Source organism: Streptomyces sp. NPDC087859 (assembly GCF_044742595.1).
Taxonomy (GTDB): Bacteria; Actinomycetota; Actinomycetes; order Streptomycetales; family Streptomycetaceae; genus Streptomyces; species Streptomyces canus_F.
In genome coordinates, this window is record NZ_JBIUUU010000014.1 from 26,467 (window position 1) to 39,126 (window position 12,660).

Consider the following 12,660-nt stretch of genomic DNA (forward strand, 5'->3'; position numbering starts at 1 on the left):
GAACGACAGGTGATCGACGCGTACGAGGATCCCGGCACGCCCGACGCGCGGGGCGGCTGGTGGTACCTGTGGTGGCTGGTGCGGTGCCAGGCGGGCCGGTGTGCCCTCGGGGCGGTGATCGCCAGTACCTGGATGGTGCTGCTGGCCGCGACGCCGTACCTGATGGCCAAGGCGATCGACGAGGGTCTGGAACCGGGCGACTTCGGCGCGCTGACCGGCTGGTCCGCGGTCCTCTTCGTGGTGGGGTCGTTCAACGCGTGGCTGAGCATCATGCGGCACCGCACGATGACCCGGGTGCGGATGGACGCCAACTTCCGCACGGTGAAGGTCGTCGTCGGCCACGCGGTCCGGCTCGGCGCCGCGCTGTCACGCCGTGCGGGCGCCGGGGAGGTCGTCACGATCGGGGTGGGCGACGTACAGACGATCGCGCAGGCCCTGACCGTGGTCGGCCCGGGTGTCGGGGCCGTCATCGCCTATCTGACGATCGCCGGACTGCTGGTCTCGGTCTCACCGCTGATCGCGGCCGTGGTGCTGCTGGGCATCCCCGCGATCGTCGTCCTCGTCGGCCCCCTCCTCACCCGCCTCCAGGGCGCGGAGACCGAGTACCGCGAGCGGCAGGGCGTCCTCACCGCCCGCATCGCCGACCTCGCGAGCGGCCTCCGCGTCCTCAACGGCCTCGGCGGCAAGGGCCTGGTCGCGGACGCCTTCCACCGCGACTCCCAGCATCTGCGCGCCCAGGGCTACCGGGTCGGCGCGGTCACCAGCTGGGTCCAGTCCCTCGGCATGGGCCTCCCGACGGTCTTCCTGTCCGTGGTGACCTGGCTGGCCGCCCGCCTCGCCGCCCAGGGCGACATCACCGTGGGCGAGCTGGTCTCGGTCTACGGCTATGTCGCGGTCCTGGTGGGCCCGGTGGCGTTCTGGGTCGAGTGCGGCTACATGCTGAGCCGGGGCGTGGTGGCGGCCCGCCGTGTCGTACGTTTCCTGCGCCTGGAGCCGATGGAGGACGCGGGCACGCGACCGGCCCCCGCGGAACCCTCGGTACTCCACGACCCCGAGTCGGGCGTGCGGGTCCGACCGGGCCGCCTGACGGCACTGGCGAGCGCACACCCGGCGGACACGGCCACGGTGATCGACCGCCTGGCCCGATACACCCCGTCGCGAACGACCTGGGGCGAAATCCCCCTGGACGAGATCCCGTTGACGCAGATCCGCGCCCGCATCCTGGTGGCGGACCACGAGGCAGACGTATTCGCGGACACCTTGCGCAACGTAATAGACGGCGCCGGAGACGCCCTTGGGGGCGCGGGGAACTGCGCGACCAGCCACAACGAACCCGCAGACGCCAAAGCACCTACCGAGGCACCCCCTGAAGCGCACATAACCCAAGCCCTCCACGCGGCGGTGGCCGACGACATAGTCCAAGCCCTCCCCGACGGCCTCGACTCCCCCATCGACGCCCAGGCCCGCAACCTCTCCGGCGGCCAACGCCAACGCATCCGCCTGGCAAGAGCCCTCTCCGCCGACCCGGAAGTACTCCTCGCCGTAGAACCCACCTCCGCCCTGGACGCCCACACCGAGGCACGTGTGGCCGACCGTCTAAGGGCCGCCCGCAACGGTCGTACAACCGTCGTCACCACCACATCCCCCCTCGTCCTGGACCGCGCGGACACCGTGCTCTACCTGGTCGACGGCAAGCGCGTAGCGTCCGGCACCCACCGCCAACTCCTCGACACCACCCCCGGCTACCGCCGACTCGTCGCCAGGGACACCGACTCCGAGGAGGCCGTACGGTGACGTCCGGACACCTGCCCGTCGCCGAACCCGCGGACGTACGCAAGGCCTCGCTCCGCCTGATCCGGGCCGACGGCCGCGCCTTCACCGCCGCCCTCGCCCTCAACGCGCTGGCCGCGATCGCCGGCCTCGGCGGCCCCTGGCTGCTCGGCAGAATCATCGACGAGGTACGCGGGGGCAGCGGAGTGGGTGCCGTGGACCGGCTCGCCCTCGCCCTGCTGGTGTGCTCCCTCGCGGAGTTGCTGCTCGCCCGCTGGGCCCGCTATGTGGGCCACCGCTTCGGCGAACGCACCCTCGCCCGGGTCCGCGAGGAGTTCGTGGACCGCGCGCTCGCCCTGCCCGCGTCCGTGGTGGAACGCGCGGGAACGGGCGACCTCACCGCCCGCGGTACGGCGGACGTGGCCACGGTCGGCACGACTCTGCGCGACGCCGGCCCCGACCTGTTCATCAACTCCGTACGGTTCCTGTTCGCGCTCGTCGCCATCTTCCTGATCGATCCGGTCCTCGGCGCCGTCGGCGTACTCGGCCTGACCCCGATCTGGTTCGCCCTGCGCTGGTATCTGCGCCGGGCCCGGGAGGCCTATCTCGCCGAGGGCGCGGCGACCTCGGACGTCGCCGAGATCGTCGCGGCGACGGCGGCGGGCGCCCGTACGGTGGAGGCGCTGCGGCTGGAGGAACGGCGTGTCCGGGCCGGCCGGGACACCCTCGAGACCGCCCGGCGCACCCGCTTCCACACCCTCTACCTGCGCAGTGTGTTCTTCCCCTCGGTGGAGGTGTCGTACATCCTCCCCATCGCCGGGATCCTGGTCATCGGCGGACTCCTGCACACGCACGGGGCGATGAGCCTGGGCTCGGTCGTGGCGGCCGCCCTCTATCTCAACCAGCTGATCAACCCGCTCGACCAGATCCTGGTCCGGGTCGAGCAACTGCAGAGCGCCGGTGCCTCGTTCGCCCGTGTGGAGGGGCTGGCGCGCGCTCCGCGGAGCACCGAGGCAAGGGTCCTGTCTCCGGCCGGTGACCGGATCGATGTGACCGGAGTGCGGTATGCGTACGGCCGGGGCGGCGAGGTGCTGCACGGGGTCGATCTGACGGTACGGCCCGGGGAGCGGCTCGCGGTCGTGGGGCCGTCCGGCGCCGGGAAGACCACGCTCAGCCGGCTCATCGCGGGCGTCGACGCGCCCAGCGCGGGCACCGTGACGGTCGGCGGGGTGCCCGTCGTCGAGCTCGGCCCCGAGCAGCTGCGCCGCCAGGTCGTCCTGGTCACGCAGGAGCATCATGTGTTTCTGGGCTCGGTCCGGGACAATCTGCTGATCGCCGAACCGTCCGCCGGGGACGAGGAGTTGTGGTCCGCGCTGGCCGCGGTCGGTGCCGACGCCTGGGTGCGGGAGCTGCCCGACGGCCTCGACACCGCGCTGGGCGACGGCGGTCGCCCCACCGACGGCTCGCAGGCCCAGCAACTGGCCCTGGCCCGGGTGGTCCTGGCCGACCCGCACACTCTGATCCTCGACGAGGCCACGGCGTTGCTCGACCCGACGACCGCCCGGCACACCGAGCGCGCCCTGGCCGCCGTTCTGGAGGGGCGTACCGTCATCGCGATCGCCCACCGGCTGCACACCGCGCACGACGCGGACCGGGTGGCGGTGATGGAGGACGGGCTGCTCACCGAACTGGGCTCGCACGAGGAGCTGGTGGCGGCGGACGGGGCGTACGCGGCGCTGTGGCACTCGTGGCACGGGGACCGGCCATCCTGACGGACAGGCAAATTGCCCGTATAACGAACATGACCATCCGGGCAACGGACGATTTCCAGCCAACTTCCTGACGCGCTCCTGACAGAAACCGCGAACTGCTGCCACTCTTCCCACGGCCCCGTCACAGCAACCCCACAGCACGCGCACAGCGCTGCGCCGCGGCCGAACTCCCGCACGCGCAATTCCCGTTCTGCCCGGCCGGCCCACCCGCCGCCCGGTCTCCCCCGGCCGCGCGACCCGCGGCCCGCAGACGCAGGAGTCAGTGTTGAGAGCGAGTTCCTCCCACAGACGCACCTCCCACACCATGCACCGCCGGGCCGCCGCAGTGGCGCTGGTCGGTGTGTCCGCCCTGATCGCCGCGGCCGTCCAGTCGGGCGCCGCGTCCGCAGCCCCGGAGAAGGCACCGTCGGCCGCGGGCAAGGTCATACCGGGCGCCGAGTCGGTCAAGCTCACCCCCGCACAGCGGGCCGAGCTGATCCGCACCGCCAACGCCGCCAAGGCGGACACCGCCAAGGAACTGGGCCTGGGCGCCAAGGAGAAGCTGGTCGTCCGTGACGTCCTCAAGGACGGCAACGGAACGATCCACACCCGCTACGAGCGCACCTACGACGGTCTGCCCGTCCTCGGCGGCGACCTCGTCGTGGAGTCCACGAAGGCCGACGCGACCGAGTCCGTCGTGAAGGCGACCCGCGCCGCCATCAAGCCGGCCACCACCACGGCCGCCGTGTCCGCCGCCAAGGCCAGGAGCCAGGCCCTCGGCGCCGCGAAGGCGGAGGACGCCAAGAGCCCCGCCGTCAACCGCGCCCCGCGCAAGGTGATCTGGGCGGGCGACGGCAAGCCGACCCTGGCGTACGAGACGGTCGTGGGCGGCTTCCAGCACGACGGCACCCCGCAGGAGCTGCACGTCGTCACGGACGCGGCGACCGGCGCGAAGCTGTACGAGTGGGAGGCCATCGAGACCGGCACCGGCAACACGGTGTACTCGGGCACGGTCACTCTCGGCACCACGCAGTCCGGGTCGACGTACAACCTCACGGACGGCGCCCGCGGCGGCCACAAGACGTACAACCTCAACCGCGGCACCTCCGGCACCGGCACCCTCTTCTCCGGTCCGGACGACATCTGGGGCAACGGCAGCCCGTCCAACCTGGAGTCGGCCGGCGCGGACGCGCACTACGGTGCCGCGCTGACGTGGGACTACTACAAGAACGTGCACGGACGCAGCGGTATCCGCGGTGACGGCGTCGGGGCGTACTCCCGCGTCCACTACGGCAACAACTACGTCAACGCGTTCTGGTCCGACAGCTGCTTCTGCATGACGTACGGCGACGGCTCGGGCAACACCAACCCGCTCACGTCGATCGACGTGGCCGCGCACGAGATGACCCATGGGCTCACCTCGAACACGGCCGGACTCAACTACAGCGGCGAGTCCGGTGGTCTGAACGAGGCGACTTCGGACATCTTCGGTTCGACCGTCGAGTTCTACGCCAACAACTCCTCCGACGTCGGTGACTACCTCATCGGCGAGGAGATCAACATCAACGGCGACGGCACGCCGCTGCGTTACATGGACCAGCCGAGCAAGGACGGCTCGTCGTACAACAACTGGACGTCCAGCATCGGCAACGCCGACGTGCACTACTCGTCCGGCCCGGCGAACCACTTCTTCTACCTCCTGTCCGAGGGCAGCGGCGCCAAGACCATCAACGGCGTCAGCTACAACTCGCCCACGGCGGACGGCCTTCCGGTCACCGGTATCGGCCGCGACAAGGCGGAGAAGATCTGGTTCCGCGCGCTGACCACGAAGTTCACCTCCACGACCAACTACGCGGCGGCCCGCACCGGCACCCTCGCGGCGACGGGTGAGCTGTACGGCACGACCAGCGCGGAGTACACGGCCGTCCAGAACGCCTGGGCGGGCGTGGCGGTCGGCTCGCGTCCCGGTGGCGGCGGTGGCGGCGGCACCTCCTTCGAGAGCACGACCGACGTATCGATTCCGGACAACGGGGCCGCGGTGACGTCCCCGATCACGGTGTCCGGCCGTACGGGCAACGCGCCGTCGAACCTCGCGGTCGCCGTCGACATCGTGCACACCTACATCGGTGACCTCCAGGTCCAGCTGGTCGCCCCCGACGGCACGGCGTACACCCTGAAGGCGTACGGCACCGGTGGGAGCACGGACAACCTCAACACCACCTACACGGTGAACGCGTCCTCCGAAGTCGCCAACGGCACCTGGCTGTTGAGGGTTCAGGACAACGCGGCCATCGACACCGGCTACATCAACAGCTGGAAGCTCACCTTCCCGTAGACCGGGTGGTACTGAGCGGCTGAAGGACAGGGCGCCGTCCCGGTGGTTCGACTCCCCGGGGCGGCGCCCTCTTTTTGCCAGCGCCTTACCGAGGGCTTGTTGGGCCTTTGCCGAGGTCAAGTCGCTTTACATTGCGGCAATGTTCACTCGGTCGCTGGTTTTCGGCCAACATCACGACGGGGTCATGACATTTATGCGGCCCTGATGCCACTCTTCCTCACACCCGCCGCACAACTTCACAACCACCCCGGACCGGTTGCCCCACAACCGTCCGGGCTCCCCCACTAAGGAGCTTGTGTGACCCCCGTCTACGCGCGTCGCAAGCACACCACTCTGGCCATCGCCACCGCTGTCGCGGCCGGAGCCCTCCTCGCCACCGGTCTGACCACCGGCAGTGCCGCGGCGCAGAGCCCGGCGGAAGCCACGGGCAAGGCCACCCTCGCCGCCGCGCCCCTCCAGCTGTCTCCCGCCGCGCGCACCACGCTCATCAAGCAGCAGCAGGCCGACGCCTCCGACACCGCCCGGGAGATAGGCCTCGGCGCCAAGGAGAAGCTGGTCGTCAAGGACGTCGTGAAGGACGCCGACGGCACCGTCCACACCCGTTACGAGCGCACCTACGCCGGTCTGCCGGTCCTCGGTGGCGACCTGGTCGTCCACGAGTCGAAGTCCGGTGCGGCCAAGGGCGTCTCCAGAGCGACGACCAAGACCATCAAGGTCGCCTCCCTGACCCCGAAGCTCACCGTCGCCAAGGCCGAGAAGCAGGCGCTGACCATCGCCAAGGCCGCGGGCTCGGAGAAGACCGCCGCCGACGGCGCGCGCAAGGTCGTCTGGGCCGGCTCGGGCACCCCCGTCCTCGCCTACGAGACGATCGTCGGCGGCTTCCAGGACGACGGCACCCCGAACCAGCTGCACGTCATCACCGACGCCGCCACCGGCAAGAAGCTCTTCGAGTACCAGGGCATCGAGAACGCGACCGGTACCGGCAAGAGCCTGTACTCGGGCACGGTCAGCCTGGAGACCACCCTGTCGGGCTCGACGTACCAGCTGACCGACGGCACGCGCGGCAGCCACAAGACGTACAACAAGTCCCACGGCACCAGCTCCTCCGCGGGCACGCTCTTCACGGACGCCGACAACACCTGGGGCACCGGCGCCGCCTCCAGCTCCACCACCGACCAGACGGCGGCCGTCGACGCCGCCTACGGCGCGGCGACCACCTGGGACTTCTACAAGTCCACCTTCGGCCGCTCCGGCATCAAGAACAACGGTGTCGCGGCCTACTCCCGGGTCCACTACGGCAACGCGTACGTCAACGCGTTCTGGGACGACAGCTGCTTCTGCATGACGTACGGCGACGGCGAGTCCAACACGCACCCGCTGACCTCGCTGGACGTGGCCGGCCACGAGATGAGCCACGGCGTCACCTCGAACACGGCCGGTCTGAACTACAGCGGCGAGTCCGGCGGCCTCAACGAGGCGACCTCGGACATCTTCGGCACGGGTGTCGAGTTCTACGCGGCCAACTCCAACGACGTCGGTGACTACCTCATCGGCGAGGAGATCGACATCAACGGCGACGGCTCCCCGCTGCGCTACATGGACAAGCCCAGCAAGGACGGCGGCTCGGCGGACTCCTGGTCCTCGTCGGTCGGCAACCTGGACGTCCACTACTCGTCCGGCGTCGCGAACCACTTCTTCTACCTCCTCTCGGAGGGCAGCGGCGCGAAGACGATCAACGGCGTGAGCTACAACTCGCCCACGTCCAACAGCTCCACGGTCACCGGCATCGGCCGCGCGAAGGCGCTCCAGATCTGGTACAAGGCGCTGACGACGTACTTCACGTCGACGACCAACTACAAGGCGGCACGCACGGGCACGCTCTCGGCGGCCTCCGCCCTGTACGGCTCCACCAGCACCGAGTACAAGGCGGTCGCCGCCGCCTGGTCCGCGGTCAACGTGAGCTAGCCCGAGGGGGGCTCGCTGGGCGGCACCCGGGACGAAGGCATTCCGGGGTGCCGCCCTACCCTTGTCTCCCATGTCCTTCACGTACGACGACGTAGGCGCGACCCAGCGGAACGGTTTCTGCCCGCCCGGCTTCCGCCCCCTCCACGTCCGCAACCGCATCGGCGAGGGCGAACAGGTCTTCCGCCGCGCCTCGGAAGCGGTCCTGACCTGGGAGATGCACCGGGCGCTGGGCATGGGCATCGACGCCTCCGCGGACCGCGCGGCGCCCGACGTCGACGTCACGGTGACGCTGGCCGGCCTCATCAAGGCACCCTGCCGTGTGGTCTGGACGGTGGAGGAACACCGCCGCGCGGGCTGGGCGTACGGCACGCTTTCCGGCCACCCCGAGTGCGGCGAGGAGTCCTTCGTCGTGGACCGGACGGGGGACGGCACGGTCTGGCTCACCGTCTCCGCGTTCAGCCGGGCCGCGAAGTGGTACGCCAAGGCGGGCGGGCCGGCGACCCGGGGGTTGCAGCACGCGTACGCGCGCAGGTGCGGGGTGGTGTTGCGGCGGCTGAGCGGCGGGGACGAGGACTGAGTCCCGCCCGGGCCGCATCAGCCGCCTGACAAGCACGTGTGCGTGTCACCTCATCAGCACGCCTGCCGCCTCCACCACATCCTCCGACGGCACCGCCACCAGCCCCAGCTCCGCCCCGGACGCCAGCAGGCGGTGCGAGGGAAGGATGCGGACGGTGTATCCGAAGGGCCCCGTCCGGTCCAGTGACAGGGGCCCCTCGTACACCCACCGGCCGTCCGGGTCGGGCCCGCCCACGGGCTTCAGGGGAACCGTCATCGCGTCCGCGATCCGGTCCTCCTCGTCCACCCGCCCGGACACGGCCTGCACCTCGACGTCCTCGGGACTCAGCTCACCGAGCCCCACCCGCACCCGTAGCCCGAGCGTGGATCCGAGTTCCGCCGTGGTCGTCGCGACCGACGTCTCGACGTGGTCGACGGTGACCGAGGACCAGGCGCCGCGCACCCGCGCCTTCCACAGGGCCAGTTCCCGCGCCAGGTCCGGCGTCATCGCGCGATGCGCGTGCGCGGCCGGCGTGTAGAGGCGCTCCACGTAGTCCCGGACCATACGGCCGGCCAGCACCTTCGGACCGAGCAAGGTCAGGGTCTGGCGGACCATCTCGATCCAGCGGTCCGGCAGCCCGCCCTGCCCCCGCTCGTAGAACCGCGGCGTCACCCGCTGCTCCAGCAGGTCGTACAGCGCCGCCGCCTCCACGTCGTCCCGGTGGTCGGGATCCGTCCCCGTGCCGTCCGCGGTCGGGATCGACCAGCCGAAGTCGGGCTGGAACCACTCGTCCCACCAGCCGTCCAGGACCGACAGGTTGAGGCAGCCGTTGAGCGCCGCCTTCATCCCCGACGTCCCGCACGCCTCCAGCGGGCGCAGCGGATTGTTCAGCCAGATGTCGCAGCCCGGGTACAGCTTCTGCGCCATCGCCATGCCGTAGTCCGGCAGGAACACGATCCGATGCCGCACCCTCGGGTCGTCCGCGAAGCGAACCAGCTCCTGGACCAGGCGTTTCCCGCCGTCGTCCGCCGGGTGCGCCTTCCCCGCGACCACGATCTGTATCGGGCGCTCGGGGTGCAGCAGCAGGTCCATGAGGCGGTCCCGGTCGCGCAGCATCAGCGTCAGTCGTTTGTACGACGGGACGCGCCGCGCGAATCCGATCGTCAGGACGTCCGGGTCCAGCACCCCGTCGATCCAGCCCAACTCCGCCGTTCCCGCGCCGCGTTGGCGCCACGACACGCGCAGGCGCTCGCGCACCTCCGTGACCAGCTGCTCGCGCAGCACCCGGCGCAGCTCCCAGATGTCCTGGTCGGGGATCTCCCCCACCGCGTCCCACCGGTCCGAGCCGCCGACCGTCAGCGCGTCCTCGGTGCGCTGGGCGCCGATCTGCCGGGCGCCGAGCCGGAAGACCTCCGGCGCGACCCAGGTCGGGGCGTGCACCCCGTTCGTCACGGAGGTGATCGGCACCTCGTCGGGGTCGAATCCCGGCCAGAGTCCGGAGAACATCTCGCGGCTGACGTGACCGTGGAGCAGCGAGACGCCGTTCGCGCGCTGCCCCAGGCGCAGGCCCATCACCGCCATGTTGAACAGGTTGGGCTCGCCACCCGGGTACGTCTCCATGCCCAGCCGCAGGATCCGTTCGACGTCGATGTGCGGCAACTCGGCATCCGCCCCGAAGTGCCGGGCGACCAGTTCGCGGTCGAAGCGGTCGATGCCGGCGGGGACGGGGGTGTGGGTGGTGAAGACCGTCCCGGCCCGCACCGCCTCCAGCGCCGCGTCGAAGTCGAGCCCCTGATCGCCCAGTTCGGCGATCCGCTCCAGCCCCAGGAACCCGGCGTGGCCCTCGTTGGTGTGGAAGACCTCGGGTGCGGCGTGGCCGGTCAGCCGGCAGTACGTGCGGACCGCCCGGACCCCGCCGATGCCCAGCAGCATCTCCTGGAGCAGGCGGTGCTCGCTGCCGCCGCCGTAGAGCCGGTCGGTCACCCCGCGTTCGCCGAGATCGTTCTCCTCGACGTCGGAGTCGAGCATCAGCAGGGGCACGCGGCCGACCTGGGCCAGCCAGATCCGGGCGTGCAACTGTTTGCCGCCGGGCAGGGCCAGCGACACCTGTGCGGGCGTGCCGTCGGCCTCCCTCAGCAGCCCCACGGGCAGCTCGTTGGGGTCGAGGACCGGATAGTGCTCCTGCTGCCAGCCGTCACGGGACAGCGACTGGCGGAAGTAGCCGTGCCGGTACAGCAGGCCCACGCCTATCAGCGGGACGCCCAGGTCACTGGCCGCCTTCAGATGGTCGCCCGCCAGGATGCCCAGACCGCCGGAGTACTGGGGCAGGGCCGCGGTGACGCCGAACTCGGGTGAGAAGTAGGCGACGGCGGCGGGGAGTTCGCCGGACTGCGCCTGGTACCAGCGCGCGCCGGAGACATAGTCGTGCAGATCGTCCGCGGCGGCCGTCAGCCGGCGCAGGAAGCGGCGGTCCTCGGCCAGCTCGGCGAGGCGCCGGGGCGGTACGTCGCCCAGCAGACGCACGGGATCACAGCCCGAAGCGGCCCAGCACTCCGGATCGACCGACTGGAACAGGTCACGGGTCTCCGCATGCCAGGACCAGCGCAGATTGCGCGCGAGGTCGCTCAGCGGCCGGAGGGGTTCGGGCAGTACGGGTCGGACGGTGAAGCGACGGATAGCCTTCATTGCCACCTCGTACGACGTGCGGAGGGGGACGCACCGCGCTGTGCGCCCCGTCGTCACCGTCGACGGTATAGGGCAGCGGCCGTCGTAACCACGGTGCGGCAGAAGCAGACAGACCGGAAAACGCCGCAACCTTCTCGCGCCTCCCATGGACGGTATGGCCGATTCCGCCCCCGTAGGCGTGCTTGTGGTGACTTCGCACCCCACGAGAGGCTGCACGTGGCGTATCGGCCACGCCGGTCGACTCCCGGTGCACCACGGTCGTCGTACGCCGAGTCGAGGAGGGGAACTCACACCATGGCACGGACGCGCACACGGCGTCTGCGCTGGGCGGGGGGCCTGACCGCGGTGACCTGTGCCGCCGCGCTTTCGGCCATCACCCTGCCCGCGCACGCCGCACCGGAGGGGAAGATACTCGGTGCCGGGACCCCCGGTTCCGTCGGGGGAAGCTATCTGGTGACTCTCAAGGGGGAAACGAAGGCTCCGTCGTCGGCGGGAAGGAGTCTCGCCGAGAAGTACGGGGCGAAAATAAGCCATACCTACGGCACGGTTCTCAACGGTTATGCGATCAAGGCGGACGAGAGACAGGCCAAGCTGCTCGCCGCCGACTCCCGCGTGGCGTCGGTCACCCAGGACACTCGTGTGGCCCTGGAGCACAGCCGACGAAACCCGGCGTCCTGGGGGCTGGACCGCGTCGACCAGAAGAATCTGCCGCTGGACAAGAGCTACACCTGGCCCGAGTCCGCGGGCGCCGGAGCGACGGTGTACGTGATCGACACCGGCATCCGCATCTCGCACAAGGACTTCGCCGGACGCGCCCGTTACGGCTGGGACTTCGTCGGCAACGACAGGACCGCGAGCGACGGGAACGGCCACGGCACGCATGTCGCCGGCACCATCGCGGGCACCAAGTACGGCGTCGCCAAGCGGGCCGAGGTCGTCGCCGTCCGTGTCCTCGACAACGCCGGTTCGGGCACGACCGCCCAGGTCATCGCGGGTATCGACTGGGTGACCAAGCACGCGAGGAAGCCCGCGGTCGCCAACGTCAGCCTCGGCGGCTACCGCAACGCCCAACTCGACGCCGCCGTGCGCAACTCGATCAAGTCGGGTGTCACGTACACGGTCGCGGCGGGCAACGACGCGCTGCCGGCGAGCCTCTACTCGCCCGCGAACGTCCAGCAGGCGATCACGGTCGGCGCGAGCGACAAGAAGGACGCGCGGGCGGACTTCTCCAACTTCGGCGCGGCCCTCGACCTGTTCGCCCCCGGCGTCGCGATCACCTCGGCATCCCATAGGGCCGACACCGCCAAGGCCACCTACTCGGGTACGTCGATGGCGTCGCCGCACGCGGCGGGCACGGCCGCGCTCTATCTGGCGGACCATCCCAAGGCCACACCCGCACAGGTGTCCAAGGCACTGGTCGCACAGGCGGTTTCCGGCAAAATCTCCGGCCGCGGGCTTGCCTCGCCGAACAAACTGCTGCAAGTTCCGGCCCCGTAGCGACAGTGTGCAGGAACCGGCCCCGTTCGTCTCGAACGGGGCCGGTCTTGTGTGTAGACATACGCGTGAGTAGTTAACAAAGTGCCGGATTGCTCACCCGA

The 12,660-nt window shown here is 70.4% G+C and carries 7 protein-coding genes; 6 read left to right on the top strand and 1 reads right to left on the bottom strand.

What is annotated here, in order from left to right; all coding sequences use genetic code 11:
- Positions 1–9: 9 nt before the first annotated feature.
- The 5 genes from ACIOHP_RS31885 (at position 10) to ACIOHP_RS31905 (ending at position 8,398) form a co-directional block, all read left to right on the top strand.
- Positions 10–1,794 (top strand): ABC transporter ATP-binding protein, encoded by a 1,785-nt coding sequence (locus ACIOHP_RS31885; RefSeq protein ID WP_401893010.1) that lies wholly within the window; start codon positions 10–12, stop codon positions 1,792–1,794.
- Positions 1,791–3,542 carry an ABC transporter ATP-binding protein gene (locus ACIOHP_RS31890; RefSeq protein ID WP_401893013.1) on the top strand — a complete coding sequence of 584 codons (1,752 nt, stop codon included), beginning with the start codon at positions 1,791–1,793 and terminating at the stop codon, positions 3,540–3,542. The genes ACIOHP_RS31885 and ACIOHP_RS31890 overlap by 4 nt, the downstream gene beginning before the upstream one ends.
- Before the next feature lie 304 nt (positions 3,543–3,846).
- Entirely contained in the window at positions 3,847–5,856 is a 2,010-nt protein-coding gene (locus ACIOHP_RS31895; RefSeq protein ID WP_401893307.1) for a M4 family metallopeptidase, read from the top strand.
- 297 nt (positions 5,857–6,153) lie between these two features.
- Positions 6,154–7,821: a M4 family metallopeptidase gene (locus ACIOHP_RS31900; protein WP_401893016.1), complete on the top strand. Its 1,668-nt coding sequence runs from the start codon at positions 6,154–6,156 to the stop codon at positions 7,819–7,821.
- A 70-nt stretch (positions 7,822–7,891) separates the two neighbouring features.
- Positions 7,892–8,398 (top strand): DUF1990 family protein, encoded by a 507-nt coding sequence (locus ACIOHP_RS31905; RefSeq protein ID WP_401893019.1) that lies wholly within the window; start codon positions 7,892–7,894, stop codon positions 8,396–8,398.
- A gap of 45 nt (positions 8,399–8,443) precedes the next feature.
- Here ACIOHP_RS31905 and ACIOHP_RS31910 read toward each other — a convergent pair whose 3' ends face one another.
- Complete coding sequence (locus ACIOHP_RS31910) at positions 8,444–11,062, bottom strand: glycosyltransferase family 1 protein (RefSeq protein ID WP_401893022.1); 2,619 nt, start codon at positions 11,060–11,062, stop codon at positions 8,444–8,446.
- Between the two features lie 294 nt (positions 11,063–11,356).
- Here ACIOHP_RS31910 and ACIOHP_RS31915 point away from each other — a divergent pair, with 294 nt between their 5' ends.
- Entirely contained in the window at positions 11,357–12,559 is a 1,203-nt protein-coding gene (locus ACIOHP_RS31915) for a S8 family peptidase (RefSeq protein WP_401893024.1), read from the top strand.
- Positions 12,560–12,660: the final 101 nt, after the last annotated feature.

Coding starts and splice junctions, on each gene's coding strand:
- ACIOHP_RS31910 (WP_401893022.1), bottom strand. CDS start 11,062: ATGAAGGCTATCCGTCGCTTCACCGTCCGACCCGTACTGCCCGAACCC.
- ACIOHP_RS31905 (WP_401893019.1), top strand. CDS start 7,892: ATGTCCTTCACGTACGACGACGTAGGCGCGACCCAGCGGAACGGTTTC.
- ACIOHP_RS31915 (WP_401893024.1), top strand. CDS start 11,357: ATGGCACGGACGCGCACACGGCGTCTGCGCTGGGCGGGGGGCCTGACC.
- ACIOHP_RS31895 (WP_401893307.1), top strand. CDS start 3,847: ATGCACCGCCGGGCCGCCGCAGTGGCGCTGGTCGGTGTGTCCGCCCTG.